General features: G+C 49.1%; 25 protein-coding genes. 10 read left to right on the forward strand and 15 right to left on the reverse strand.

Going from position 1 to position 26,065, the window contains the following annotated elements; all coding sequences use genetic code 11:
• Nucleotides 1–90: 90 nt before the first annotated feature.
• The 3 genes from H8K26_RS09395 to recG all read right to left on the reverse strand — a co-directional run bounded on the left by H8K26_RS09395 (nucleotide 91) and on the right by recG (nucleotide 3,742).
• Nucleotides 91–1,005 carry an SDR family oxidoreductase gene (locus tag H8K26_RS09395; RefSeq protein WP_190479075.1) on the reverse strand — a complete coding sequence of 305 codons (915 nt, stop codon included), beginning with the start codon at nucleotides 1,003–1,005 and terminating at the stop codon, nucleotides 91–93.
• A gap of 114 nt (nucleotides 1,006–1,119) precedes the next feature.
• Nucleotides 1,120–1,614, reverse strand: coding sequence for a GNAT family N-acetyltransferase (locus tag H8K26_RS09400; RefSeq protein ID WP_190479077.1), 495 nt, complete (start codon nucleotides 1,612–1,614; stop codon nucleotides 1,120–1,122).
• Between the two features lie 4 nt (nucleotides 1,615–1,618).
• Nucleotides 1,619–3,742, reverse strand: coding sequence for an ATP-dependent DNA helicase RecG (recG, locus tag H8K26_RS09405; RefSeq protein ID WP_190479079.1), 2,124 nt, complete (start codon nucleotides 3,740–3,742; stop codon nucleotides 1,619–1,621).
• Between the two features lie 122 nt (nucleotides 3,743–3,864).
• On the opposite strand from recG, the gene queA reads away from it, so the two are divergent.
• The 7 genes from queA (at nucleotide 3,865) to H8K26_RS09440 (ending at nucleotide 14,183) form a co-directional block, all read left to right on the forward strand.
• A complete protein-coding gene (queA, locus tag H8K26_RS09410) occupies nucleotides 3,865–4,908 on the forward strand; it encodes a tRNA preQ1(34) S-adenosylmethionine ribosyltransferase-isomerase QueA (protein WP_190479081.1) in 1,044 nt (347 codons plus the stop codon).
• 72 nt (nucleotides 4,909–4,980) lie between these two features.
• On the forward strand, nucleotides 4,981–6,114 hold the full coding sequence (tgt, locus tag H8K26_RS09415; protein ID WP_190479083.1) for a tRNA guanosine(34) transglycosylase Tgt: 1,134 nt from the start codon (nucleotides 4,981–4,983) through the stop codon (nucleotides 6,112–6,114).
• Nucleotides 6,115–6,344: 230 nt separating this feature from the next.
• A complete protein-coding gene (yajC, locus tag H8K26_RS09420; RefSeq protein WP_255422803.1) occupies nucleotides 6,345–6,611 on the forward strand; it encodes a preprotein translocase subunit YajC in 267 nt (88 codons plus the stop codon).
• A gap of 77 nt (nucleotides 6,612–6,688) precedes the next feature.
• Nucleotides 6,689–8,569, forward strand: a complete 1,881-nt coding sequence (secD, locus tag H8K26_RS09425; protein ID WP_190479086.1) for a protein translocase subunit SecD — start codon at nucleotides 6,689–6,691, stop codon at nucleotides 8,567–8,569.
• 33 nt (nucleotides 8,570–8,602) lie between these two features.
• Nucleotides 8,603–9,541 carry a protein translocase subunit SecF gene (gene secF, locus H8K26_RS09430; protein WP_186897002.1) on the forward strand — a complete coding sequence of 313 codons (939 nt, stop codon included), beginning with the start codon at nucleotides 8,603–8,605 and terminating at the stop codon, nucleotides 9,539–9,541.
• Nucleotides 9,542–9,843: 302 nt separating this feature from the next.
• On the forward strand, nucleotides 9,844–11,100 hold the full coding sequence (locus H8K26_RS09435; protein WP_190479087.1) for an efflux RND transporter periplasmic adaptor subunit: 1,257 nt from the start codon (nucleotides 9,844–9,846) through the stop codon (nucleotides 11,098–11,100).
• Nucleotides 11,097–14,183, forward strand: a complete 3,087-nt coding sequence (locus H8K26_RS09440) for an efflux RND transporter permease subunit (protein ID WP_190479090.1) — start codon at nucleotides 11,097–11,099, stop codon at nucleotides 14,181–14,183. Before H8K26_RS09435 ends, H8K26_RS09440 begins: the two co-directional genes overlap by 4 nt.
• A gap of 100 nt (nucleotides 14,184–14,283) precedes the next feature.
• On the opposite strand, the gene H8K26_RS09445 is transcribed toward H8K26_RS09440, so the two are convergent.
• The 5 genes from H8K26_RS09445 to purB form a co-directional block, all read right to left on the reverse strand.
• Complete coding sequence (locus H8K26_RS09445; RefSeq protein WP_190479091.1) at nucleotides 14,284–14,715, reverse strand: MarR family winged helix-turn-helix transcriptional regulator; 432 nt, start codon at nucleotides 14,713–14,715, stop codon at nucleotides 14,284–14,286.
• A 108-nt stretch (nucleotides 14,716–14,823) separates the two neighbouring features.
• A complete protein-coding gene (locus H8K26_RS09450; protein WP_186882906.1) occupies nucleotides 14,824–15,393 on the reverse strand; it encodes a YceI family protein in 570 nt (189 codons plus the stop codon).
• Between the two features lie 76 nt (nucleotides 15,394–15,469).
• Nucleotides 15,470–16,036 (reverse strand): YceI family protein, encoded by a 567-nt coding sequence (locus H8K26_RS09455; protein WP_190479094.1) that lies wholly within the window; start codon nucleotides 16,034–16,036, stop codon nucleotides 15,470–15,472.
• 20 nt (nucleotides 16,037–16,056) lie between these two features.
• Entirely contained in the window at nucleotides 16,057–16,593 is a 537-nt protein-coding gene (locus H8K26_RS09460) for a cytochrome b (protein ID WP_190479096.1), read from the reverse strand.
• Between the two features lie 249 nt (nucleotides 16,594–16,842).
• Nucleotides 16,843–18,210, reverse strand: a complete 1,368-nt coding sequence (purB, locus tag H8K26_RS09465) for an adenylosuccinate lyase (protein WP_190479098.1) — start codon at nucleotides 18,208–18,210, stop codon at nucleotides 16,843–16,845.
• Between the two features lie 267 nt (nucleotides 18,211–18,477).
• On the opposite strand from purB, the gene H8K26_RS09470 reads away from it, so the two are divergent.
• Nucleotides 18,478–19,086 (forward strand): glutathione S-transferase N-terminal domain-containing protein, encoded by a 609-nt coding sequence (locus tag H8K26_RS09470; RefSeq protein ID WP_190479099.1) that lies wholly within the window; start codon nucleotides 18,478–18,480, stop codon nucleotides 19,084–19,086.
• Between the two features lie 55 nt (nucleotides 19,087–19,141).
• On the opposite strand, the gene bfr is transcribed toward H8K26_RS09470, so the two are convergent.
• From bfr to asd, 6 genes are all read right to left on the reverse strand, one after another.
• Entirely contained in the window at nucleotides 19,142–19,618 is a 477-nt protein-coding gene (gene bfr / locus H8K26_RS09475; protein WP_186883322.1) for a bacterioferritin, read from the reverse strand.
• Nucleotides 19,619–19,711: 93 nt separating this feature from the next.
• Nucleotides 19,712–20,398 (reverse strand): energy transducer TonB, encoded by a 687-nt coding sequence (locus H8K26_RS09480; RefSeq protein ID WP_190479102.1) that lies wholly within the window; start codon nucleotides 20,396–20,398, stop codon nucleotides 19,712–19,714.
• A complete protein-coding gene (locus tag H8K26_RS09485) occupies nucleotides 20,395–20,634 on the reverse strand; it encodes a (2Fe-2S)-binding protein (protein ID WP_190479104.1) in 240 nt (79 codons plus the stop codon). The genes H8K26_RS09480 and H8K26_RS09485 overlap by 4 nt, the downstream gene beginning before the upstream one ends.
• A gap of 42 nt (nucleotides 20,635–20,676) precedes the next feature.
• A complete protein-coding gene (locus H8K26_RS09490; RefSeq protein WP_223826938.1) occupies nucleotides 20,677–20,991 on the reverse strand; it encodes a hypothetical protein in 315 nt (104 codons plus the stop codon).
• Between the two features lie 77 nt (nucleotides 20,992–21,068).
• A complete protein-coding gene (hemP, locus tag H8K26_RS09495; protein WP_223826939.1) occupies nucleotides 21,069–21,269 on the reverse strand; it encodes a hemin uptake protein HemP in 201 nt (66 codons plus the stop codon).
• 183 nt (nucleotides 21,270–21,452) lie between these two features.
• Complete coding sequence (asd, locus tag H8K26_RS09500; RefSeq protein WP_190479106.1) at nucleotides 21,453–22,298, reverse strand: archaetidylserine decarboxylase; 846 nt, start codon at nucleotides 22,296–22,298, stop codon at nucleotides 21,453–21,455.
• A gap of 370 nt (nucleotides 22,299–22,668) precedes the next feature.
• Between asd and ahpC the strand changes: the two genes are divergently transcribed.
• Complete coding sequence (gene ahpC, locus H8K26_RS09505) at nucleotides 22,669–23,232, forward strand: alkyl hydroperoxide reductase subunit C (protein WP_186882913.1); 564 nt, start codon at nucleotides 22,669–22,671, stop codon at nucleotides 23,230–23,232.
• A gap of 70 nt (nucleotides 23,233–23,302) precedes the next feature.
• Nucleotides 23,303–24,850 (forward strand): alkyl hydroperoxide reductase subunit F, encoded by a 1,548-nt coding sequence (gene ahpF / locus H8K26_RS09510; RefSeq protein ID WP_190479108.1) that lies wholly within the window; start codon nucleotides 23,303–23,305, stop codon nucleotides 24,848–24,850.
• Between the two features lie 91 nt (nucleotides 24,851–24,941).
• On the opposite strand, the gene H8K26_RS09515 is transcribed toward ahpF, so the two are convergent.
• Nucleotides 24,942–25,883 carry a MurR/RpiR family transcriptional regulator gene (locus H8K26_RS09515; RefSeq protein WP_186882915.1) on the reverse strand — a complete coding sequence of 314 codons (942 nt, stop codon included), beginning with the start codon at nucleotides 25,881–25,883 and terminating at the stop codon, nucleotides 24,942–24,944.
• Nucleotides 25,884–26,065 lie beyond the last annotated feature (182 nt).

Raw genomic sequence — 26,065 nt, forward strand, 5'->3', positions numbered from 1 at the left:
ATTTATCATACTCCCCGGGAGTATGATCTTCATCCAGTGTCACGAAGGTGCTCTGGATGAAGACGGATTTCTGATTTACCGGTGCCGCATTTATTTTTTCTGCGCGTGACTCATCGCTTTGGTCAGTTCCAGATGTCCTTGTGCTGCACCACTTTCAGGAACGATTTCACCGTCGCGCTGGCGAACCTCGTTGAGCCGTGCTGCCAGTTGTTCTGGCGCATCGCCTTCACGTCCTACCCAGATGCCTTGCGTCATCGTGATATTCGCGGCTTCAAAACTACCTGCACCGGCACACAGTATGGTTCTGGATGGTGCGCTTTCCGCGGCGAGTACCAACATTGCCGGTACGACGTCGGCCGGTTTTAATGCATCTAAAAACTCTGGCGGGAACAGGCTTTCGGTCATACGGGTGGCGGCTGTCGGTGCCAGGCTGTTGACATGAATATTGTATTTTGCGCCTTCCAGTGCCAGCGTTTGCATCAGGCCGACCAATGCCATTTTGGCCGCGCCGTAATTGGACTGACCGAAATTGCCATATAAACCGGAAGATGAGGTCGTCATAACGATGCGACCGTATTTTTGTTCGGTCATAAGTGGCCACACCGCTTTACAGCAATGAACTGCGCCCATCAGATGCACATCCATCACGAGCCGGAAGTCATCCAACTCCATTTTCGCAAAACTTTTATCCCGCAAAATTCCTGCGTTATTGACCAGAATATCAATGCGACCCCATTGTTTGAGCGTGTCTTCGACCATCGCCTGCACGGCGGCAAAATCTGTGACGGAGGCACCATTCGCAATGGCTTCGCCGCCCGCTGCGCGGATTTCCTCGACGACTGCTAACGCGGCGGCCGAAGAGCCACCGGAGCCATCACGTGCGCCACCCAGATCGTTAACGACCACTTTGGCGCCACGAGCAGCCAATGCCAGCGCGTGTTCGCGCCCCAAACCCCCACCTGCACCAGTTACGATGGCGACACGGCCTTTGAAATCTATTGTCATTTTTTCTCCTGTTGTAATTTGAAGTCGTTGGCAGACTCAGCCCTGACATGTCGAGTGTATGCTATTTCTTTCGACATGTAGCAGCAGGCCGTTCCGTTTTTTAGAGCTTGGCGACTAAACAGGTTTTGTGCCAATTTTCTTTTGCATGATGATCGCCCCACCAAATTCCGGGTTCAGTTCATACGGTGCGAAACCTTCTGTGCGATAGAGATTTTGTGCGCGTGTATTCCCCTCCAGTACTTCCAGAGTCATTTTGCAATAACCCAGTTGTTCGGACAGAGAAGTCAGGTGCTGCATCATTTTATTGCCTATGCCCTGACCACGAAAATCGGGGTGCACTGCAAAGTCGTGGATGTTCAGCAGAGACTTGCAGGCAAAGGTGGAGAAACCTTCTATACAAATTGCAAAACCCGCAGCTTGATCATTCACATAAGCGAGAATGGCGCGCACGGTATTGCGTTTTTTGAGTTCGCCAATAAGATTGGCCTGTGCATAATCAGACAGGGTTTCACCGCCGCCCATAGGGTCTAGCGCATACATATTGAGCATGTCGACCAAGTCTTTTGCATGTTGTGGCTTATTGAAGTCGACATTAACGATATTCAGCATAGATTTACACTCTCAAAAATTCTTCTTTGTTGCCCAGCCAGCGCTCTAAGTGCGCGGCGACGGTGAGCGGGTCATTTTTTAATAAATCAGCCGCCAGATTTCTGGCTTTTTCGACCAGCCATTGATCTGTCTCCAGATTGGCAAAGCGTAGCATGGCTTCGCCGGACTGACGTGCTCCGAGAAATTCGCCGGGGCCGCGTAACTCTAAATCTTTACGGGCGATCTCAAAGCCGTCATTGCTTTCGCGCATGGTCGCCAGCCTTTGTTTGGCGGTGCCCCCCAACGGCCCCTGATACAGCAACAGGCAAACACTGGCGGCCGCACCGCGACCAACGCGACCACGCAGTTGGTGGAGTTGTGAGAGTCCAAAACGTTCTGCATGTTCGATCACCATCAGGCTCGCATTCGGCACATCGACCCCGACTTCAATCACCGTCGTGGCAACCAGCACCTGAGTACGGTTGTGAATAAAGTCGTCCATGACAGCCTGTTTTTCCGCAGGCTTGAGTCGTCCGTGTACCAGTCCGACTTGTATGCCGGGTAAAGCCGCTGCCAGCATGGCATGGGTGTCGGTCGCGGTTTGCAGTTGCAGTGTTTCGGATTCTTCTATCAGCGGGCAAACCCAGTACACTTGCTTGCCTTCCTGTGCTGCCGCATGTACCCGCGAGATCACTTCATCGCGCCGGTTCTGATCAATCACGCGAGTAACGACAGGCGTGCGTCCCGGTGGCAATTCATCGATCACCGACACTTCCAGATCGGCGAAGTAGGTCATCGCCAGTGTGCGCGGGATCGGTGTTGCCGACATCATCAATTGATGCGGGACTTTTCCAGCCTCGGCTTTATTCGCCAGATTCAGGCGTTGGCTGACGCCGAAACGATGTTGTTCATCGACGATGACTAAGCCCAGTTTTTTGAACAGTACGTTATCTTGTATCAGTGCGTGAGTTCCTATCACCAGCTGCGCTTCGCCGGAGGCAATCAACAGATTGGCCGCTTCTTTTTCTTTTTTCCTGAGGCTGCCGGTCAGCCATGCCGTTTTCACGCCCAGCGGTTCCAGCCAGGCAGCGATTTTTCTGAAATGCTGTTCTGCCAAAATTTCTGTCGGCGCCATTAAGGCCGCCTGAAAGCCATTGTCTATGGCTTGTGTTGCAGCCAGGGCAGCGACGATGGTTTTACCGCTGCCGACGTCGCCTTGTAACAGACGTTGCATGGGGAAGGTTTCGCGTAAATCGGCGCGGATTTCTGCCAGCACCTTTTCTTGCGCGCCTGTCAGTGAAAAAGGCAGATTCAATAAAAACGCGTTACTGAGTTCGCCGGTGACAGGCAGCGCGTTTGCGCCTTTGCTACGGCGTGTGATCTGCGCCCGTTTTAACGAGAGTTGTTGTGCCAGCAGCTCATCGAATTTCATGCGCTCCCACGCCGGATGTTCGTGCTCCATCAGGCTGTACTGATCGACATCGGGCGGTGGATTGTGCAAAGTGCGTACGCTGGCCTCGAATCCTTGTAAACCTAAGGCCGCTAAACGTGCCGGCGACAAGGTATCGCGCCAGTTGACCCTGGTCATGGCGTTCGCAATGGCCTTGCGTAGCAGCGCTTGTGGCACGCCTTCGCCGGAATGGTAAACCGGGGTCAGCGCGGTTGGTAATGGCGCGCCTTCGTTGACGATTTTGTAGCCGGGGTGCACCATTTCCGCCCCCAAAAAACCATGCCGCAATTCGCCACGGGCCCTGACGCGCACGCCCATCGCTAATTGTTTAAGCTGGCTGCCGTAAAAATTCAGAAAGCGTAAAACGACTTGCCCGCTATCGTCGCTGATGGTGACAACAAGTTGGCGGCGCGGGCGATATTGCACATCCGATGCGGTCACGACGCCTTCCACCTGTACGGTGCTGCCACCGCGTAAGGCCGCATCATGCATGGGAATAATGGCCGTTTCATCCTCATAACGCATGGGCAGATGCAGGACGAAATCCATGTCTTTGCGCAAGCCCAGTCGCGCGAGTTTTTCGCTGGTTTTGCTGGCGCTACCTGCCGCTTTGGACGACGTTTTTTTTCCTGACTGGCGGGCTGCTTTGATCGGTGACGCGTGCGTCTCTGTGCTTGCGCTTGGGTCTTCAGCTGCCATGGGTGTAAAATGGTGGGTTTTGCTGTTGGCTCGGTTGTACAGGAAAATCCTGTTGCAGCTTATTTTACTGAGTTTTTATACAGTATGCAGCATTTTGTTCTATCTCTTTTTGTTTCCCACGCATGAAATATTCTCTGAGTGATTTTGATTTTGATCTGCCCGATGCATTAATCGCGCAAATGCCGCTGCCGGACAGAACCGCTTCGCGCTTATTGCATGTCGATGGTGAACAACTGGTGGACCGCCATTTTTCTGATGTGATCGACCAGCTGGCCGCCGGTGATTTGCTGGTGTTCAATGATACCCGTGTGCTCAAAGCGCGTTTTTTCGGTGTCAAGGAAACCGGCGGCAAAGTGCAATTGCTGGTTGAGCGAGTGCTATCGAATACGGATGACAACCGCAGCGTGCTGGTGCAGATGCGTGCCTCAAAATCACCGCTGCCGGGAAGTAAAATCCGGCTGGCAGATGCGTTCGATGTGGTGGTGGGTGAACGGCAGGGCGAATTTTTCACTTTGTTTTTTCCAAGCGATATTTTTACTTTGCTCGAAACCTATGGTCGCCTGCCTTTGCCGCCGTATATCGAACACGATGCCGATGACTTTGATGAACAGCGCTATCAAACGGTCTATAACCGTGTTCCCGGTGCAGTCGCTGCGCCGACGGCGGGGCTGCATTTTGATCAGGCATTATTGCAACACTGCCAGGAAAAAGGCGTTGGTTTGGCGTATGTGACTCTGCATGTTGGCGCGGGGACATTTCAGCCGGTGCGGGTTGAAGATCTGAACGAGCATGTGATGCACAGTGAGTGGTACACCGTACCGCAAGAAACGGTAGCTGCGGTACGTAAGACAAAAGCGGCGGGGGGCAAAGTCATCGCAGTCGGCACCACCAGTATGCGCGCGCTGGAATCTGCATCGCAAAGTGGTCAGCTCGAAGCTGGCAGTGACGATACGCAATTATTCATTACGCCGGGTTATGTATTTAAAACCGTTGACCGTTTAATCACGAATTTCCATTTGCCAAAATCGACGCTGATGATGCTGGTATCGGCGTTTGCCGGTTACGATAAAATCAAATCAGCTTATGCGCATGCGATTGCACAGCGCTATCGATTTTTTAGCTATGGCGATGCGATGTTGCTGACCAATACATCCGGGAAAGCCTGATTCAGGCAGGACACATAAAAGACATAGAACGACTCATTACCGTGTGCTCCGCGGAGCGTACAAGGAAGAATCATGCTTGAATTTACTCTGATTAAAAAAGATAAAACGACTGCAGCCCGCCGGGGGCGTGTGAAAGTGAATCACGGCGAAATCGAAACACCGATTTTCATGCCAGTCGGTACTTATGGCTCAGTCAAAGCGATGTCACCGCTGGAACTTAAAGAAATCGACGCACAGATTATTCTTGGCAATACTTTTCATTTGTGGCTGCGTCCAGGCCTGAGCGTGCTGAATAAATTCGGCGGCTTGCATGACTTTATGGGATGGGATAAGCCTATCCTTACGGATTCAGGCGGCTTTCAGGTGTTTTCACTCGGAGCGATGCGCAAGATCACGGAAGAGGGCGTGAAATTTTCTTCTCCTATCAGTGGTGAGCGGCTGTTCTTGTCGCCGGAAATTTCCATGCAGATTCAACGCGCACTGAATTCCGATATCGTGATGCAGTTCGACGAATGTACGCCTTACGAAATTGACGGCAGACCGGCGACGACTGAAGAGGCTGGTAAATCGATGCGCATGTCGTTGCGTTGGGCCAAGCGCTCTATTGACGAATTCAGACAGGGTGAAAATCCGAATGCGCTGTTTGGCATCGTTCAGGGCGGTATGTTTGAACACTTGCGCGACGAGTCTCTGGCGGGGCTGAATGAGCTGGGTTTTGATGGGATTGCGATAGGTGGCTTGTCGGTCGGTGAACCAAAAGAAGACATGATGCGCATCCTCGCGCACACCGGCCCCAAACTGCCGGAAAACAAACCGCATTATCTGATGGGCGTCGGTACACCGGAAGATCTGGTGGCAGGCGTGGCGAACGGTATCGACATGTTTGACTGCGTGATGCCCACACGGAATGCGCGCAATGGCTGGATATTCACCCGCTTCGGCGATGTGAAAATCAAAAATGCCCGCTACAAGGAAGACAAAGAACCACTGGACGCGACCTGTGAATGTTATACCTGCAAAAATTTCTCGCGGGCGTATTTGCATCATCTGCACCGCACTGGCGAGATTTTGGGCGCACGTCTGAATACGATACACAACCTGCATTACTACCTGGATCTGATGAAAAACATCCGTCAGGCGCTGGATGACGAACGTTTTCCTGAGTTTGTGCAGCAGTTTCATGCTGACCGCGCGCGCGGCATCTAGTCTGCATCTTAGTCTGCATCTTAGTCTGCATCTGGCTTTTTTCGCCAGTTCTGAGCGAGAGCAGTGCTAGAATGTGGCGCTTTACTGCTTGAAAAGTAGTTTATCGTCACTATTTATCATTATCTTGCTCAACACTGGCTGGATAATATTTATACAATTAACGGAGTCTGAACGTGTTTATTTCTAACGCTTATGCGCAATCTGCGGGTGCTGGTGCTGATGGTGGCCTGATGAGTTTCCTGCCTCTGGTATTAATGTTTGTGGTCTTATATTTCCTCATGATACGACCACAAATGAAGCGCCAGAAAGAGCAAAAAAACATGATGGAAGCGCTGGCGAAGAATGATGAAGTAGTGACTTCCGGCGGCATACTTGGCAAAGTGACCAAGGTCAATGAGAGCTATGTGACGATAGAAGTCGCCGAAGGCACAGAGATCGTTGTGCAAAAAGTAGCTGTCACTATGTTGTTGCCTAAAGGCACCATCAAAGCGATTTAATCAGTAAATACCGGCAACGCAGTCCGATCCATATCCGGGCTGCGTTGTGCTTTTCAGCTTCCATTTCTATTTTTATTATGAATCGCTACCCACTCTGGAAGTATCTGTTGATTGTGATTGCGCTGGTATTCGGTGTGCTGTACACCGCGCCAAATTTTTTTGGTGAGTCTCCGGCGGTACAAATCAGCAGCGCGAAATCGACCGTCAAAATTGACGAAAGCATGAAGGCGCGTGTCGAAAAAGCCTTGCAGCAATCCGGCCTGAAAGATAACGGCGTTTTCTATGACTTTAATGGTATGCAAGGATCTGTGCGCGCACGCTTCGCTGATACCGATACGCAATTTAAAGCGAAAGACATACTCGAAAAAACACTGAATCCTGACGCAACAGATCCGACGTATACAGTTGCTTTCAATCTGTTGCCGAACACACCGAAGTGGCTGCAAAGTCTGAATGCGTTGCCGATGTACCTTGGCCTTGATTTGCGCGGTGGCGTGCATTTCCTGATGCAGGTGGATACTAAAGCGGTCTTGACGAAGCGGGTACAGGGGCTGCAATCAAGTGTACGTTCAGTATTGCGTGAAAAAGATATCCGTCATGCTGGCATCAGCCGCGATGGCGACAACATTTCGGTGAAGTTCCGTGATGCTGAAACCCGCTCCGCAGCGAAAGCGGTATTGGCATCCCAAATGACAGATGTGAATCTGACTGACGTTGCCAGTGCAGACAATACAGAATTCAATGTCACTATCAGCCTGAAGCCTGAAGCCTTGCAAGCCGTAGTGACCGAAGGCGTGAAACAAAACATTACCGCTTTGTCGAAACGTGTGAATGAACTCGGTGTTGCTGAGCCGATTATTCAACAACAAGGCCCTGATCGCATCGTCGTGCAGTTGCCTGGTGTACAGGACGTGGCGCGTGCGAAAGAAATCATCGGACGTACAGCAACGCTGGAAGTGCGCTTGCTGGACGATAGCGTGATTGGCCCGGTCGATGCGAATACGCCAGTGCCGTATGGTTCTGAAATGTTCAAAGGCAATCGTGGTGGCGAGTTGCTGATTCTGACCAAAGACCCGGTGGTGACTGGTGATTACATTACTGGTGCGACCGCTAGTTTTGATCACAACCAGCAGCCAGCCGTAGGTGTTGACCTGAACGGCGATGGTGGCCGTAAGATGCGCGAGGCAACCCGTAGCCGCATCGGTAAGCGTATGGCGATTGTCTTGTTTGAAAAAGGCAAAGGCGAAGTTCTGATCGCACCAACCATTAACGATGAGCTGGGTTCACGCTTCCAGATTACTGGCATGGGCACTGCTGCTGCCTCTGCAGATCTGGCCTTGTTGCTGCGCGCTGGTTCGCTGGCAGCACCGATGGAAATTATCGAAGAACGCACGATAGGCCCGCAACTTGGTGTGGAAAACATTAAGCAGGGTCGCAATTCAACCTTATACGGTTTTGCTGCGATCTCGATCTTTATGGTCATCTACTACATGCTGTTCGGTTTCTTCAGTGTGCTGGCATTGTCCGTCAACCTGTTGTTACTGGTCGCCTTGTTGTCCTTGCTGCAAGCGACACTGACTTTGCCTGGTATCGCTGCGATTGCGCTGGCACTCGGTATGGCGATTGACTCGAATGTGCTGATTAATGAACGTATCCGCGAAGAGTTGCGCGCTGGCAGGTCACCACAAAAGGCGATTGAAGAAGGCTTCGGCCACGCCTGGGCAACGATTCTCGATTCCAACGTGACGACGCTGATTGTGGGTCTGGCCTTGTTGATCTTCGGTTCAGGTGCGATCCGTGGTTTTGCGGTGGTTCATTGCCTCGGTATTCTGACGTCGATTTTCTCTTCCGTTTTTGTGTCGCGTGGCGTGGTGAATCTCTGGTATGGTCGTCAGAAAAAACTGACTTCGCTTTCTATCGGTCAGATCTGGAAGCCAACCGATGATGCAGCCAAATAACCGATTGCCCAGATAAGAATTCAGGAATTCATTATGGAATTATTCCGCATTAAAAAAGACATTCCTTTCATGCGCCATGCGCTGATTTTCAATGTCATCTCTGCACTGACTTTTGTTGCCGCCGTATTTTTCCTGCTGCACAAAGGCTTGCATTTCTCTGTCGAATTTACTGGCGGTACAGTGATGGAGGTCACGTATCCAAAAGCCGCTGACGTTGATGGCATACGCCGTACTGTTGAAAGCCTCGGTTATGTTGATGCACCGGTGCAGACCTTTGGTAAGGCACAGGATGTCGTGATCCGTTTGCCATTGGCAAAAGGTGTGACAGCGGCAGATCAGGCTGAGAAGGTCATGAAAGCACTGCAGGCAAAAGACCCTGAAGTGAAACAACAACGCGTAGAGCAGGTCGGTGCGCAGGTCGGCGACGAACTGGCGCATGATGGTCTGATGGCGCTGTTATTCGTGGTGCTGGGGGTGGTTGCTTATCTGGCGATACGCTTTGAATGGAAATTTGCGGTCGCGGCGATTCTTGCTAACTTGCATGACGTGGTGATTATTCTCGGCTTCTTTGCGTTCTTTCAGTGGGAATTCAACCTCTCCGTGCTGGCGGCGGTATTGGCGGTGCTGGGTTACTCGGTGAATGAGTCCGTGATTATTTTCGATCGTATTCGTGAAAATTTCCGTACTCAGCGAAAAATGTCAGTGACAGAGGTGATCAATCATGCGATCACCAGCACCATCTCGCGTACCATCATCACTCATGGATGTACGCAAATGATGGTGTTATCGATGTTGTTGATTGGCGGCCCGACCTTGCATTATTTTGCGGTGGCGCTGACGATCGGTATCTGTTTCGGTATTTATTCTTCTGTCTTCGTTGCTGCTGCCATCGCGATGTGGTTGGGTGTCAAACGTGAAGATCTGGTGAAACCAGTCAAGGAAAAAGACGATACCGACGGCGCCGTTGTTTAAAAAACGCTTATATTCGTCGTTATGATGTAACGATAGGTATCTAAAATCAAAGCCAGCACTCTAGCTGGCTTTTTTTTTGTTAGGATTTGCCGCAGGCAGGTATTTTGTAAAAAACACTTAGTGTTGTCGTTGTTTTGATCTGTTTTCCATGCGGCGAAATGGTATTGCAAGATAATTAGCTGAAACCTGTTATTGCCATTAAATTGAATGATCTGACGTCAGCTCAGCCTATTTTTAAATAATTACGTAGAACTTTCTTGTTGCGCATCAGTCTTACTGCGTCTGCAAAGGATAAAAATAACATGAGCCAATTGAAAAATTTTACTATCGTTGCGGTGATTGCCGCACTCGCGGGCGGCACCTATTATTTTGTTGCGCCGTCTCAAAAAAATAAAGCCGATCCTTTAGCTGCGGGTAAAACAAGCGGAGCCAAAAATGATGCGCAGAGCCGTCCTGTGAGTGTCTCTACCATCGTTGCCCAAAAGCGGGATTACCCGGTGCGTATCGCGGCGAACGGTGTGGTGTCAGCATTGAATACAGTGGATATCCGGCCACAGGTCACCAGTACCGTGGCGAAGGTGCATATCAAAGAGGGGCAGTTTGTGCGCGCGGGTGATTTGCTTTTCACACTCGACAGCCGCACGGATGAAGTGAATCTGGCGAAAGCACAGGCGCAACTCGATAAGGATCTGGCGACGCTGGCCGACAATCAGCGGCAATTGGCTCGTAGTAAAGAATTACTGGCGAAAAAATTCGTGGCACAGAGTGCGCTCGATTCGAGTCAGACCCTGGTTGATGCGCAACACGCCGTCGTCGCTTCTGATAAGGCTGCTGTTGCTGCTGCCCGCGTCGCGCTGAGCTATAACCGTATTGTTGCTCCATCGGCAGGACGCACCGGTATCATCAGCGTTTTTCCGGGATCTTTGGTTCAGCCCAGCGCAACAGCGACAGCAATGGTGACGATTACGCAGATGAATCCGATTGCAGTCACCTTCCCGCTGCCGCAACGTAATTTGCCGGACGCGCTGCAAAGTATGCATGGTCAGGATAGTTATGTCACGGCGAGTCTGCCGGACGGGGTCAGTAAATTTAAAGGCAAGTTGCAGTTCGTCGATAATGTCGTGGATGCGTCATCCGGTACTGTCAAAGTGAAAGCCGTGTTTGATAACAAGGAAATGAAACTGTGGCCGGGCGCGTATGTGAATCTGGAAATGAGTGTGCAGACGCTGAAAGATGCGGTGGTCGTGCCGCAGGATGCGGTTGTTGTTGGGGCGCGTGGTAAGTCTGTCTATGTTGTGAATGCCGAATCAAAAGCCGAGTTGAAGCCTGTCGTTGTGACGCAAAGTTTCGGTACCGATGCGGTCGTGTCTGGGATTGAGGCTGGCGCTAAAGTAGTGCTGGAAGGTAAACAGAATTTACGCCCGGGTGCGGTCGTCAAAGAGCGCGGCGCTGACGCAAAAGAAGGCGATAAGTCGGGCAAAGGTGAAAAATCAGCTGCACCTGCGAAAACCTCTGAGCAACCGGCAGCAGCATCTGCTTCCGCAGCGAGCGCATCATGAATTTATCTGAGTTGTTCATCCGCCGTCCTGTGATGACGGTGTTGCTGAATCTGTCGATCGTCGTCGCGGGTATTCTGGCCTACCGCTATATCCCGATTGCCGCTTTGCCGAGTTACGATACGCCGGTCATCAGCGTGAATGCGAACCTTCCTGGCGCGAGCCCTGAAACGATGGCAACTTCGGTTGCGTTGCCACTCGAAAAGCAGTTCGCCACCATCCCCGGTTTATCGATCATTAGTTCCAGTAATACGATAGGGAACACTTCCCTGACGCTGGAATTCGATCAGAATCGCAATATCGATGCAGCAGCGGTCGATGTGCAGGCGGCTTTGCTGCGTGCGCAACGCTCTTTGCCGGTCGATATGACATCGCCGCCATCGTACCGCAAGGTTAATCCTGCTGATGCGCCGGTATTGTTCATTGCCCTGACTTCGCCTTCGCTGAGTCTGGCGGAGCTGACCAGTTACGCTGAGCATCTGATTTCACCTAGTTTGTCGACGCTGGAAGGCGTCGCGCAAGTGAATATTTTTGGTATCAAACGTTATGCGGTGCGCATACGGGTGATGCCGGATGCCTTGTCCGCACGTAATCTGACGCTGGATGAACTGGCCAGCAGTATTAAAACATCGAATGCCAATACACCAGTCGGTACGCTGGATGGTGATAAGCAGACGTTGACGCTGCAAGCCAATAAGCAATTGCAGAGTGCGGCAGAATTTGCCAATCTGGTGGTCAGCAACAAAGGTGGACAAGTGGTTCGTCTGCGTGATGTTGCAGTCGTTGAAGATAGTTATGAGCAGGTGAAAACTTCTGCCAATTTCAATGGCGAAAGTTCCATCACTTTAGCGATTCAGCGTCAGTCTGATGCCAATACGGTGAAGGTGGTTGATTCGATTAAATCCGCTTTACCGGGTTTTCAGGCGCAATTGCCAGCCTCAGTCAAACTGAATCTGGTGAATGATCGCTCCATCTCTATCCGCGATGCCTTGCATGATGTAAACCTGACTTTATTGCTGACGATATTTTTAGTGGTGATCGTCATTTTCCTGTTCCTGCGCCGCATGGTCGCGACCATCATTCCTACTTTATCGCTGCCGGTTTCTCTGGTTGGCGCGATCAGTCTGTTATGGGGTTTTGGCTATACGCTGGATAACGTGTCCTTGCTCGGTCTGACCTTAGCAGTCGGGCTGGTGGTGGATGATGCGATCGTGATGCTGGAAAACATCATGCGTCACGTTGAAAACGGTGAAGAGCCGTTTAAGGCTGCATTAAAAGGCTCACGCGAAGTTGGTTTTACGATTATTTCCATCTCGACTTCGCTGGTGGCGGTTTTCATTCCTATCTTCTTCATGCCTGGTGTCATCGGTCAGTTGTTCCATGAGTTTGCGGTCATTGTCAGCCTGGCGATTCTGGCATCTGCCTTTGTTTCTCTGACACTGGTGCCCATGCTGGCGAGTCGTTTCCTGAAAAGTGAACATGAACTGAAAGCGCCTTCGCGACTGGTGGCTGCGATGCTCAATACGTTTGAGCGCGGCTTTAACGCATCGCTGCGTGTTTATACAAACGGACTTGATCTGGCGTTGCGGCACCGGAAGATCGTGCTGTTGATTGCGTTGGCGACTTTCGCGGCGACGGCGTATCTGTTTAACGTGATTCCTAAAGGGTTTTTCCCGCAAGAGGATATCGGCCAGATCAACGTTTCTACCGAAGCTGCGGAAGATACCTCATTCCCGGCAATGGTGGCATTGCAGGATCAGGTCGCCAAAATTATTCGTGACGACCCCAGCGTACTGACTGCAACCTCGTTTAATGGCGGCAGCGGCTCGCAGAATACGGGTCGTATGTTCATCAACCTCAAACCACGCGATCAGCGCAAACCCATGAAAGAAGTGGTCGATGGTTTGCGTAAAAAGCTGGCGGCGGTTCCTGGCATCAATGTCTTCCTGCGACCAACGCAAAACTTGCAGCTCGGTGGTCGTCCAAGTAAAAGTCAGTACCAGTATATTTTGCAAAGTGTGGAGGCGGGTGAGCTCAATAGCTGGGCCAATAAACTACAGGAAAAACTGCGCGCTGATCCTGGCTTTAAAGATGTGACCACGGATTCGCAACTGAAAGGCTTGCAGGCATCACTTGAGATCGATCGCGATCGCGCGAACACGCTGGGTGTCGGCATGGACAGCATACGTTCTGCTTTGTACAGTGCTTTTGGTGAACGTCAGGTATCGACGATGTATACGAATGTTGATAGCTATCAGATCATCATGGAAGTCGCACCGGATGCCAAAAAAGATGAAAGCGCGATCAACGGTATTTATGTCCGCAGCAATACCGGAACACTGGTGCCGCTGTCGAGCGTTGCAACCGTCAAACGTACGGTCGGCCCGACCTCGATTAATCACGTGGGTCAGTTACAGGCCGTGACGGTCTCGTTTAATCTGGCACCCGATACCGCATTGGGTGAAGCAACCAATCGTATTGAAAAATACCGGGAAGAGATTAAATTACCGACCTCCATCATCACCAGCTATGGCGGTGATGCGGCGGTGTTTAAAAATTCGCAATCCGGACAAGTGGTGTTGATCGTTGCGGCGCTGCTGGTGATTTATGTTTTGCTCGGCGTACTGTATGAAAGCTTCATCCATCCGATTACGATTCTCGCTGGCTTGCCATCGGCTGCGGTGGGTGCTTTGCTGACACTGAAATGGTTCGGCGAAGACCTGACGCTGATTGCGACTATCGGTATTTTGCTGCTGATCGGTATCGTGAAAAAGAATGCGATCATGATGATCGACTTCGCGCTGGATGCACAAAGGCATCAGAACATGACGCCGGCAGAGGCTATACGGGAAGCCTGTATTCAGCGTTTCCGTCCGATTATGATGACGACACTGGCAGCGCTGGTCGGTGCTTTACCAATCGCGCTGGGCTTGGGTGCTGGTGCCGAACTGCGTCAGCCGTTGGGGCTTGCGGTGGTCGGTGGTTTGATTTTTTCACAGGCGATTACGCTGTTCATTACACCTGTGATTTATCTGGCGCTGGATCGCTTCAGTGGCAAAGGCCCTATCGTCGGAGATCATCTGTAAAACCGGAAAATACAGATACTCCCCCATCATTTTAATAAAAAAGGCCTGATGTCTGCAGAAACATTAGGCCTTTTTATATACTGGGGGGAGTATGTATATATTATTTTTCGGTACTGAAATGCTGTTTGAGTTTTCCCAGCGCATCTTCCAACGCCTGATAATCGGCTTCAGAATAATCAGCAAAATGTTTGTCGCCTTCTGCGACCACATGTGGAAAAACTTCATCAAAGCTGGCTTCACCCAGTGGCGTCAGCTTCACAAAAAACTGGCGGCGGTCATTGCAGCCCCGCTCGCGGGAAATCAGTTTTTTCTGCTCCAGCCTGTCGAGCACGCCGGTCAGCGTGCCTTTGGTAATCAGGGTTTTTTCACCGAGTTCTTTACATGTCATACCCTGCGTATTTCCCAGGGTAGCGATGATGTCAAACTGGGAGTGCGTCAATCCGAATTGCCGGACTTTGGCAGTGGATATCTGCTCAAATAATTGCATGCATTCGGCCAGCATACGTATGCTGCGGAGAAATCGTTTACCCATAGTTAATACTCGATTTAACACTCAAAATAGAAGGCCGATCATAGGATCGGCCTGGTCATTCAGCTGCTCAGCACGATGTAAAACATCGTGCCTGGAGAATTAATCCACTTAGTCAGCTTTGATGGCTTCAACCTGAATTGCCAGTTTAACTTCTGGTGCAAAACCATACGCCATACCGTAGTTCAGACCAAAGTCTGTACGTTTGAATTCAGCAGAAGCGTCGGCACCGCATGCTTCTTTCTTGAACATAGGATGCTGGATACATTTGAATTTATTGATTTTCAATGTCAGCGGCTTAGTGACGCCCAGCAAAGTGAAGTTACCTTCAACTGCCACTGGTGTGTCGCCTTCAAATTTGATCGAAGTACCTTTGTAGGTCGCAGTCGGGAATTGAGCGACGTTGAAAATGTCTTTTGATTTTGCGTGTTCGTTCATTTTTTCATGACCGAAATCGATAGAGGATGCATCGATAGTGATATCGACAGTACCTGTTTTTGCCGCACGATCAAGCACTACTTTACCGCTGGTTTTATTGAACTTACCACGCCATACGGAAATGCCCATGTGATCAGCTTCAAAACTTGGGTAAGTGTGGTTTGGTTCGATGTTGTATGTTTGTGCGAATGCTGGCGCCGCGCTGATAGCCAAAGCGGCGATGATTAATTTGCTGAATTTCATAATTGCTCCTGATTAAATGGTCAAAGTGTGAGACCGATGATTTTCTGATGTATAGCTTACAAACTGAGTTGCTGGGTTACTGCGTGGTGACTACATGAAACTTGATGACAACTTCGTCAGCGATCATGCCGGTATCTTTCCACTCACCTTCGCCGATGTTAAATGCCAGACGTTTGATCGGCAGGCTGCCGTCAAAAATCTGATTTTTACCATCTTGCTTGACGTTGAGTGGAAAACTGACGTTGCTGCTTTTACCTTTGATGGTGAGCGTGCCGTTAACGTCGAGCTTGCCCGATCCGCTGGCTTTCATTGTGGTGGCAACGAAACTGGCTTTCGGAAATTGTGCGGCGTTAAACCATTCTTTTTTCAAAACTTCTTTGTTGTATTCAGGATCGCCCAGATCAAAGCTGGCAAGTTCAATCTCAACACTCGCTTTCGATGTTTCTGGCTTTGCCGCGTTGTAATCGATGTTCGCGCTGAATTTTTTAAATTTCGCATCGACCGGCACATTCATTTGTTTAAAGACGATAGCCACATTGCTCTTCGCATTATCGAGCTTTGCCATGGCGGCCAGCGCAGGAATGGCAACCGCCAGTGTGATCGCGGAAACGATGAGTTTGTTAGAGAATTTTGAGAGTTTCATAAGATACTTTCTGTAAGAAATTATTTGCCTGGCATCATGCGACGCAGCAGACCGTCTTTATCAATGAACTGGTGCTTTAATGCAGCAGCGATGTGCATGAGAACTAAAACCGCCATGCCGTAGGTCAGCATTTCATGCAACTCTTTCAGGCTGTGTTTGATCTCCGGATTAGGCGCGATGACACTCGGTAATTCAAACAAGCCCAGATACACGACAGGGTAACCCGCAGCACAAGTGTAAAAATAACCCGACAATGGCACCGCAAACATCAGTGCATACAACAGCAGATGCGTGTAGCTGGCGGCTTTTTGCTGCAACACGCTCATGTGTGCAGGATAGTCTGGTGCTTTACTTAGCAAGCGGTTCAGTAAGCGCAGCGCAACTAAGGCCAATACCGTTACACCTATCCATTTATGGTAAGAGTAGTATTGCAATTTGGTCGGACTGATTTTCATATCCGTCATCACCCAGCCCAATGAAAAGGCAGCAATGATCAGCAAAGCGACCAGCCAGTGCAGTGCCACCGAAACTGTAGAGTAACGCTCATTGTTTGCCATCGGGGATTCCTTTTAAAATTGAAAATTAGTTCGCATTAGGACTAATATAGCAAAAAAAATGAAAGTGTGCAGAGGCGCATCAAAAACAGGATAGCGCAATATAGGAACTGTTATCTGTTATGAAGTGATACGGAAACAGCTAGTGCAAATTCCAGTGGGTATAGAGATGCGCTGAGAAAAGAAAAAACTGGCGTATCAGAGCAAAGCTGATACGCCAGTTTTTGTCGGAATGCAGAAATATTTAATTGCTTAGATCGCTTTTGCTAATTTTGCTGCGATACCAATATAGTTCGCTGGTGTCATCGCCAGCAACAAGTCTTTGGCGTCCTGAGGAATCGCCAGAGTCAACACGAATTCACGCAGCGCTTCTTTGGAAATCCCTTTGCCGCGTGTCAGCTCTTTGAGCTGTTCGTATGGATTTTCAATGCCGTAACGGCGCATCACGGTTTGCACAGGTTCTGCCAGCACTTCCCATGTTGCGTCCAGATCGGCAGCCAGGCGTTCAGGATTAGTTTCCAGTTTGTTTAACCCGCGCAGGCAACTATCGTAGGCCAGCAAGGTGTAACCAAAGGCCACGCCGATATTGCGCAATACAGTTGAGTCGGTCAGATCACGCTGCCAGCGGGACACCGGCAATTTTTCAGACAGATGACGCAGCAGTGCATTTGCCAGACCCAGATTGCCTTCGGAATTTTCAAAATCAATAGGGTTCACTTTGTGTGGCATAGTGGAAGAACCGATTTCACCAGCTTTGGTTTTTTGTTTGAAATAACCGACCGAAATGTAACCCCAGATATCGCGGTTCAGATCCAGCAAAATGGTATTGGCACGCGCGAAAGCATCAAACATTTCAGCCATGTAATCATGCGGCTCAATTTGTATCGTGTATGGGTTATAAGTCAGACCCAGACGTTGCTCGATCACGTTTTTCGAAAAACTTTCCCAGTCGTACGCAGGGTAGGCAGATAAATGCGCATTGTAATTACCGACTGCGCCATTCATTTTTCCGAGAATTTCAACTTGTTCGATACGTTTGATCGCACGCTGCAAACGAGCCACGACATTCGCCATTTCTTTGCCGAGTGTGGTCGGGCTGGCAGGTTGGCCATGTGTACGCGATAACATAGGCACGTCCGCATTCGTGTGTGCCAGTTCTGTCAGGCGGGCAATCACTTTTTGCAGTGCCGGCACCATCACGCTGTCACGCGCGGTTTTCAGCATCATGCCGTGCGACGTATTGTTGATGTCTTCGGAAGTGCAGGCAAAGTGTATGAATTCACTCGCAGCAACCAGTTCTGCCGATCCGGCCACTTTTTCTTTCAACCAGTATTCGACCGCTTTGACGTCGTGATTTGTGACCGCTTCAATATCTTTGATGCGTTGTGCGTCGGCTTCTGAAAATTCAGCGACCAGTTTGTTCAGTAATGCCTTGGCATCGTCAGAGAAAGGTTTGATTTCATCGAAGCCTGCTTCTGCTAAAGCCTGCAGCCATGAAACTTCAACTTTGACACGGTGATGCATAAAACCAGCTTCGGACAGGGTTGTGCGCAAAGCATCAACTTTAACTGCATAGCGGCCATCAAGAGGGGAGAGGGCTGAGAGTGAAGAGAGGGGCATGATGGAGATATATGTGGAGGTCAATAGAAAATGCTTACGCAAAAAACAACGATTTTACAAATTATGTGAAATTTGCCGGTGAGTAACGAAACCTGAGATAAATTACAGACTATCGAAGATTTTTGCACTGAATACGAGATTTTACCATTGCGAGGCGGCTTGTAACCGGGTATCGCTTCCTTGCGTAAAGCCAGATCGCTTGTCGGGGCAGGTGGAAATAATGTGCTTAACCGTTATAATCCCGACTTAATTAACCATGCAAAAACTATGAAACTCATTGGCTCCACTACCAGTCCTTACGTAAGAAAAGTCCGCGTTGTGATGGCGGAAAAAAAATTGGATTACGCCTTTTTACTAGAAAATGTGTGGGCAGAAGATACGACGATTCAGGAATCTAACCCTTTAGGCAAAGTTCCCTGTCTGTTAATGGAGGATGGCGGTGCGATGTTTGACTCACGCGTCATCGTTGAATATCTCGATACCTTGACACCGGTTGGCCGCTTGATTCCCTCGCTGGGACGTGAACGGGCTGAAGTGAAATGCTGGGAAGCCTTGGCAGATGGCATTCTGGACGCCGCAATTCTGGTGCGACTGGAAAAAACATTGCGTCCACAAGAACAACAAAGTGAAGACTGGATCAATCGCCAGATGAATAAGGTCAATGCTGGTTTAAAAGCGATTTCTTTGGGGCTGGGCGACATGCCTTTTTGCTCTGGCAGTCGTTTAACCTTAGCAGACATCAGTGTTGCCTGCCTGTTGGGCTGGCTCAGTTTCCGTTTCCCGGAAATCTCATGGCGCGATGATTATCCTAACCTCGCAAAATTGTTTGATAAATTATCGGAGCGCCAGTCTTTTAAAGACACGGTGCCGCAGTAATTTCAAAAAGAAAGACGAAAAAAAAGGATGACGTGGTGAGCATCATCCTTTTTGTTTATTCTTCGCTGCTGAGTTGCGACTGCAAATAATTTTGAACGCCAATTTTTTCGATCAATTCTATCTGCGTTTCCAGCCAGTCTATATGTTCTTCGGTGTCTTCCAGGATCATTTGAAATAAATCACGGGAAACATAATCAGCACAAGTTTCTGATACGGCAATACCTTCTTTTACGGTCTTTTGCGCGGCCTGCTCAAGCTTCAGATCGCACGCCAGCATCTCAGGTGTGTCTTCGCCTATCATCAGCTTATGCAGCGCCTGAAGATTCGGCAAGCCGCCAAGCATCAGTATGCGGTCGATCAGCTTGTCAGCATGTTTCATTTCGCCGATAGACTCTTCGTACTCTTTCTTCGCAATTTTTTCCAGTCCCCAGTGTTTGTACATGCGTGCATGTAAAAAATACTGGTTAATCGCGCTTAATTCATTGGTCAGTTGCGCATTGAGCAGCTTGATGACTTTCGCATCGCCTTTCATCATGAATCCTTTCGACAGTGGTGAAGAGTGAAGTGCTCATATCATAGCAACTTACTGCTCAATCGAAATAAAAAAATCGATTGTGAAATCTGGTTATACGTCCAGAGAAAAATTAATGGTCGCGGTTGCAATCATCGCCAGAGCCCTTCCATCTTCGAGATAGGGCTTGAAGATGGCTTGCATCAATGCATGACGCGCCGCTTCGTCCAGACGTTGGAAACCGGATGATTTCTGAATGTCGACCTTTTCAGCATATCCTTTCTCATTGACTAATACGCGTAAGGTTACTTTACCTTCTTCGCCCATACGTCTGGATACACGCGGATACTCTGCTTTGGGTGCGCGTATATATTCAACAGCGCTGACAGTCTTGATTGCTGTCGGGGAAGGTGTCCCGGTCGGTGCCTGCGTCGTTACTTCCGTTTTTGCACTGGCAACCGGTGATTCAGTTGCCGCTGCAACAATCGCCTGTTCATTCGGGACGTTATTCGGAGTGACGATAGGAGTTTTAGGCGGCATTACTTCTGTCGTAACCGGAGTGAGCATTTTTTTGCTCTGAACAATTTGCGGTTTTGTTTGTTCCGGTACAGGCGTTTCCGGCTGTATTAAGGTCATGACAACTTCACGTGGCAGCAATTGGGTCACTTTAGAAATCAGGCCATGTTGTAGCGCGTATGCCAGACCCAGATGCGCGAGGACTATGATCGAAAATGACAAAATGCGTGAGCGGCTCAGCGCTTTTTCTTCATTGCCATACGTAGGGTAGAAGTGTGTATTCATGCTGGTATCTCGTTATTCTGAAAGCCCAGTTTATGTAAAAATAACTGCACTTCATGTTCTCTCGATTCTTTCTTGGCGATGCATTCGCGCAGCACTTGTCGCGCGCAGCCAGCACATTTACCGCAGCAAGTACCGACGTTCAGATGAGTACGTAAATCAGACATGGTGCTCATCCCGGTATCGACTGCGTGATGAATCTTTTTTTCAGAGACATTGTTGCAAACACAAACAATCATAGCTCCCTCGCTCTTTTCTTTACTTTAATAACTACACGCTTTTCACATCAGCCAGGAAAAGCGTTTTGGTTTTCTTGGCTGACATAAATTGCGATCAACTAATGTTGCCCATTGTTCCGATAATTGCTGGCAGGTTGCCCGCAACACCGGTGCTAATTCAGGTAATTCAGACAAGGCTTGCAGATGTTTTTCAATCACAGATGCCAATTTGACGCAGGCAGCTTCGCCTTCTGCATTGATTGAGTTCACGGTGTAATGCGACATCAGATGCAGAACAGCGGAAACCAATATTTCCGGCGTCGATGCTTTTGATGGCGGTGTTGATAACTCAGAATGCATTTCATAGTGAATCGACATAGTGTTTTCCTCAGTGAGAAACCGGATCGGACTGGCTGAACCCTGATTGGCTGGCTACCTGTGAAATCAATGACGGCTTAGGCTGTCAGAATCAATTTGTTTAACTGTGTTATCCGCAGGCGATAAATGCGTCCTTCGTGATCAATTTCGAGTTCTCGGGAAGACTGCATCAGATCCCTGCTGCTTAACCGAGGAACCGTTTTGCGTGCGACAGGCTGAAGTTGCGCCTTTGCCGACGTGTCTGAGACGAACATCTGTTGCGTATTAAATTCAGCCATTTTGCTTTCCTATAAATCTAAGTGAGAACAATTCTTATTTAGATTATTATGCAAATAAATGAGATTGGCAAGAATTTTTTAGTATGCAGATGTCTCTGAATGTAATTGCTTGCGTTCGCGCAATAAAAAAAGCCTGCAATATCGAATTGCAGGCTTTGTCTGGTGAGTGGAGGGGCATCAGCCTTACGAACGACTTCCCATGGCTTCTCCCATGCGTACGGGCTTTGCTGCAGTCCACAAGGAATTAAATGCCAGCGTGTTATGAGGGAAAAGTAATACCACCGTTGATCCCAGCATGAAGCGTCCCATTTCTTCTCCTTTTTTGAGGGAGATGTTGTCTTTGCTGTAGTCCCATTCGACGATATTTTTAGTGCGCGGCGGATTCACAATGCCATGCCAGACTGTGGCCATGCTGCCAACGATCGTCGCTCCGACGAGGGTTAATACAAATGGACCTGTAGCAGATTCAAAAAAGCAGACAACGCGTTCATTTCGCGCAAATAAGCCTGGAACACCGCGGGCAGTTGTTGGATTGACGGAGAATAAATCACCCGGCACGTAAATCATGCGGGTCAGCTTTCCATCGCAAGGCATGTGTATGCGGTGATAATCGCGCGGGCTCAGATAAATGGTCGCGAAACTGCCATCGTGAAACTGGGCGGCAGCTTTGCTATCTCCACCAAGCAATGCCGTCGCTGAATAATCATGTCCTTTTGCCTGGAAAATTTGCCCTTTGGCAATCGGGCCGAATTGACTGATTGCACCATCAACAGGACAAATCAAATCGCTGTTTGCCAATGGTCTGATACCGCTCTTCAGTGGTCGCGTAAAGAATTCGTTAAAGCTGGTGTAACTGGCGATATCCGGATTGGCTGCCTCACTCATGTCGACCTGATATTTGTCCACAAACCATTCGATCAGGTGAGTGGTCAGCTTGCCTGCCTTGGCATTCGCAATTTTTCCGGCAAATACGGTCAGAGCCCGTTTAGGTAAAAGGTATTGAGGAAGAACGGCAAGTCGGTCTGACACGATAGATATTCCTTGTGATGAGGTGGTCGGGAATTATAACGTTGCACAATAAGAAATCGAATGCTTTGTAGATTCGACATAGAAATTATTATTTGGCTCTCACAGAGTTGATCATTGAATCTCAAGGAGCAACGTTGTTGACTGTGATGGCGACAGCTGGGGTGACACATCCGTTTCTGTTGACCGTTTTGATTCTGTGATCTGCTCACGTGAGTGCATGACATATCTATTTAAGAATATTACGGTATACTAGTTTCGATAGCTAAACTTAATGAGTTTAATAAAATTAATTAGCTATTTAAATATGGAAAAACGTTTTATCATTTGAACTCATCACTTAACACCTGTTTCAACAACAAAGGAAATTACCATGTCACTGATTAATACTACTGTAAAGCCATTTAAAACTACCGCTTACCACAATGGCAAATTTGTTCCGGTTTCCAGCGAAGATCTGGCTGGCAAATGGTCTGTTTTTGTATTTTATCCAGCAGACTTTACTTTTGTTTGTCCAACGGAATTAGGCGATCTGGCGGATCACTACGAAGAATTCAAAAAACTGGGCGTTGAAATCTACAGCGTTTCTACAGATACACATTTCACCCACAAAGCGTGGCACGACACTTCTGACACTATCGGCAAAATCACTTACCCAATGCTGGGTGATCCAACACTGGCGATTTCCCGTAACTTTGAAGTGCTGATCGAAGAAGAAGGTCTGGCACTGCGCGGTACATTCGTTGTGAACCCAGCGGGCGAAATCAAAGTTATGGAAGTGCATGACAACGGTATTGGCCGTGACGCGAAAGAATTGCTGCGTAAAGTTCAGGCCGCACAATACGTTGCAAATCACCCAGGTGAAGTTTGCCCAGCGAAATGGACACCAGGCGCGGAAACATTGACTCCATCCCTGGATCTGGTTGGCAAGATCTAAGTAGTATTTCGCATCTTCCCGGTGATTGATGCCGGGAAGATGAATTCAACAGTATCAGAAAGAAGGCATCATGTTAGACACGACTCTCAAAACGCAATTAAAAGCATACCTCGAAAAACTGACACGTCCTATTCAGTTGCTGGCCTCGCTTGATGACAGCGAGAAGGCAAAAGAAATGCAAGCCTTGCTGCGTGAAATTGCTGAGTTGTCCGACAAAATCAGCCTGTCTGAAAATACTGATGATAATGAGCGTAAGCCGTCATTTGCGATTACTTCACCAGGGCATGACATTAACTTGCGTTTCGCCGGTATTCCGATGGGGCACGAGTTCACATCTCTGGTGCTTGCTTTACTGCAGGCAGGCGGTCATCCGCCTAAAGTTGACGCAGATGTGATTGAGCAGATCAAAAATCTTGATGGCGATTTTCGTTTTGAGACCTATATTTCTCTGACTTGCCAGAATTGTCCGGAAGTTGTGCAGTCGCTGAATCTGATTGCGGTATTGAACCCACGAGTGCAATCGGTCACGATTGATGGCGCTTTGTTTCAGGCTGAAGTTGAACAACGTCAGATTATGGCGGTGCCAACCGTCTATCTGAATGGTCAGGTATTCGGTCAGGGACGTATGTCCATCGAAGAGATTCTGGCGAAACTCGATACCGGGTCTGTACAACGTGCTGCTGAAAAATTGGATGCAAAAGCACCTTATGACGTACTGATCGTCGGCGGTGGCCCGGCAGGTGCGGCAGCGGCGATCTATGCTGCCCGTAAAGGAATTCGTACTGGTGTGGTGGCTGAACGGTTTGGCGGTCAGGTTCTCGACACGATGTCGATTGAGAATTTTATTTCTGTTACCGAGACAGAAGGGCCAAAGTTTGCGGCGGCACTGGAACAGCACGTGAAGACTTATGGTGTCGATATTATGAATTTGCAGCGAGCTGAGAAGCTCACGCAAAAAGACGGTGTCAATGAAATTCAGTTGGCCAGTGGTGCAACGCTGAAAGCCAAAGCGGTCATTTTAGCGACCGGTGCACGTTGGCGTGAAATCAATGTTCCCGGTGAACGTGAATACCGTAACCATGGTGTTGCTTACTGTCCGCACTGCGACGGTCCTTTATTTAAAGGAAAACGTGTCGCCGTCATCGGTGGTGGCAATTCCGGAGTTGAAGCAGCAATTGACCTGGCAGGCATCGTCAGTCACGTCACTTTGCTGGAATTTGGTGCAGAGTTACGTGCCGATGAAGTATTGCAGCGTAAATTGCGTAGTCTGACCAATGTAACGGTGATTACTCAGGCGCAAACAACGGAAGTGCATGGAGATGGGCAGAAGGTGAATGCGCTGAGCTACAAAGATATTGTCAGTGGCGAGTTGAATAATGTTGAACTCGAAGGTATTTTCGTTCAGATTGGTCTGGTGCCAAATACTGAATGGTTGAAAGGCAGTCTGACATTATCCCGTCACGGCGAAATTGAAATCGATGCGCGTGGGCAAACTTCTTTAGCTGGCGTTTTTGCCGCCGGCGATGTGACCACGGTGCCATACAAGCAAATTGTGATTGCTGTTGGCGAAGGTGCTAAGGCTTCACTGGCTGCGTTTGACTACATTATCCGATCCTGATTTTCAGCTTCATCTCCATCTGTAAAAAAACCTCAAGGCAAAATTTGCTTTGAGGTCTTTTTATGAGGTCTCGAATGGACAGAAACGTTATTTATGCCGGTCGATCTGCATCGATCACGGTCAGATCTGGCGACGATTTACGCACGCCTGTATTTGACTCTTGGTATAGCCATGGCATTACAAACTTTGTCATTTCTGACGCGGCATGTACCGGTGCTTTTGCCTGATGTGCGACGGCGCTGCATATCGCCTCTATCAGGCAGAGTGCGGCACCTTCAGAGTTTGGCGAAAAATGGCGTCGGGTCTGCGCATACAGAGTGATATTTGCCAGTGCAGCCAGTGGTGAGCTTGGCGCATCAGTGAGTGCCAGTACCGGTACTTTTTTCTCATTCAGTTGCCGCAAAATGGTCACCGCATCTTCTGCATAGCGTGGAAAAGAAATGCCGATCACCAGGTCACGCGAAGTGTATTTGAACAATTGCCGGGCTACTGTGGACGGGCCGCCGGTGCCGATGGTCGATTGCACGGTATTGCAGAATGGATCAAGACTGTGCGCCATCAGCCCTGCCAGAAAGGCGCTGGCACCGTAACCAATGATGTAAATGCGTTCGGCATTTAAAATCATTTTAACTGCCTGATTACACAGTGCAGGATCGAGACCGCGACGGGTGGCTTCCAGATTGGCCAGATCTTCGTTGAGAGAACCCGCAATAATTTCGGTGCTTGTCGCTGGTCGTTGGACTTCACTACGCAGGTTGTCAATAGGGGCGAGCATGGCCTCAAAGCCGCATACAAGTTCAGCACGGAATTGCGGATATCCGTCAAATCCCAGTGCGCGGGCAAACCGGTTGGCCGTTGCAACGGAAATACCAACCGCATTCGCAAGCTCGTCGATTGACATCGTCGCCGACCGAAATACATTCGACAGTACATAATCCGCAGCTTTTTTATGTGCTTTAGACAGGCTCATATATACCTTGCCTATCCGCGCATTGACGGTGCCGCCCAGGACTTGCGTATCAGGATGATTCATGATTTGCTGGCGTTTCCAGTGTGAGAAAAATGTAAATGTAATTTCATTAAATTGAATTGTAAAGCGACAAAACGTATCAAATAATCGTGATTATTCAATTTAACGAAGAAAATCTTAAATAAAATTTAGATTAATCTTGCCGGAACCGGTCATTCATTGTTTTTTGTCGCAAATTTTCAGTT

Origin of the sequence: Cognatundibacterium aquatile (genome assembly GCF_014699135.1) — a bacterium.
In the GTDB taxonomy this organism is placed as follows: domain Bacteria; phylum Pseudomonadota; class Gammaproteobacteria; order Burkholderiales; family Burkholderiaceae_D; genus Undibacterium; species Undibacterium aquatile.

Coding starts and splice junctions, on each gene's coding strand:
- H8K26_RS09445 (WP_190479091.1), bottom strand. CDS start 14,715: ATGGGTAAACGATTTCTCCGCAGCATACGTATGCTGGCCGAATGCATG.
- tgt (WP_190479083.1), top strand. CDS start 4,981: ATGCTTGAATTTACTCTGATTAAAAAAGATAAAACGACTGCAGCCCGC.
- queA (WP_190479081.1), top strand. CDS start 3,865: ATGAAATATTCTCTGAGTGATTTTGATTTTGATCTGCCCGATGCATTA.
- H8K26_RS09450 (WP_186882906.1), bottom strand. CDS start 15,393: ATGAAATTCAGCAAATTAATCATCGCCGCTTTGGCTATCAGCGCGGCG.
- H8K26_RS09470 (WP_190479099.1), top strand. CDS start 18,478: ATGAAACTCATTGGCTCCACTACCAGTCCTTACGTAAGAAAAGTCCGC.
- ahpC (WP_186882913.1), top strand. CDS start 22,669: ATGTCACTGATTAATACTACTGTAAAGCCATTTAAAACTACCGCTTAC.
- H8K26_RS09490 (WP_223826938.1), bottom strand. CDS start 20,991: ATGTCGATTCACTATGAAATGCATTCTGAGTTATCAACACCGCCATCA.
- ahpF (WP_190479108.1), top strand. CDS start 23,303: ATGTTAGACACGACTCTCAAAACGCAATTAAAAGCATACCTCGAAAAA.
- hemP (WP_223826939.1), bottom strand. CDS start 21,269: ATGGCTGAATTTAATACGCAACAGATGTTCGTCTCAGACACGTCGGCA.
- H8K26_RS09480 (WP_190479102.1), bottom strand. CDS start 20,398: ATGAATACACACTTCTACCCTACGTATGGCAATGAAGAAAAAGCGCTG.
- purB (WP_190479098.1), bottom strand. CDS start 18,210: ATGCCCCTCTCTTCACTCTCAGCCCTCTCCCCTCTTGATGGCCGCTAT.
- recG (WP_190479079.1), bottom strand. CDS start 3,742: ATGGCAGCTGAAGACCCAAGCGCAAGCACAGAGACGCACGCGTCACCG.
- H8K26_RS09485 (WP_190479104.1), bottom strand. CDS start 20,634: ATGATTGTTTGTGTTTGCAACAATGTCTCTGAAAAAAAGATTCATCAC.
- secD (WP_190479086.1), top strand. CDS start 6,689: ATGAATCGCTACCCACTCTGGAAGTATCTGTTGATTGTGATTGCGCTG.
- H8K26_RS09395 (WP_190479075.1), bottom strand. CDS start 1,005: ATGACAATAGATTTCAAAGGCCGTGTCGCCATCGTAACTGGTGCAGGT.
- H8K26_RS09455 (WP_190479094.1), bottom strand. CDS start 16,036: ATGAAACTCTCAAAATTCTCTAACAAACTCATCGTTTCCGCGATCACA.
- H8K26_RS09515 (WP_186882915.1), bottom strand. CDS start 25,883: ATGAATCATCCTGATACGCAAGTCCTGGGCGGCACCGTCAATGCGCGG.
- H8K26_RS09400 (WP_190479077.1), bottom strand. CDS start 1,614: ATGCTGAATATCGTTAATGTCGACTTCAATAAGCCACAACATGCAAAA.
- bfr (WP_186883322.1), bottom strand. CDS start 19,618: ATGAAAGGCGATGCGAAAGTCATCAAGCTGCTCAATGCGCAACTGACC.
- H8K26_RS09440 (WP_190479090.1), top strand. CDS start 11,097: ATGAATTTATCTGAGTTGTTCATCCGCCGTCCTGTGATGACGGTGTTG.
- H8K26_RS09435 (WP_190479087.1), top strand. CDS start 9,844: ATGAGCCAATTGAAAAATTTTACTATCGTTGCGGTGATTGCCGCACTC.
- H8K26_RS09460 (WP_190479096.1), bottom strand. CDS start 16,593: ATGGCAAACAATGAGCGTTACTCTACAGTTTCGGTGGCACTGCACTGG.
- secF (WP_186897002.1), top strand. CDS start 8,603: ATGGAATTATTCCGCATTAAAAAAGACATTCCTTTCATGCGCCATGCG.
- yajC (WP_255422803.1), top strand. CDS start 6,345: ATGAGTTTCCTGCCTCTGGTATTAATGTTTGTGGTCTTATATTTCCTC.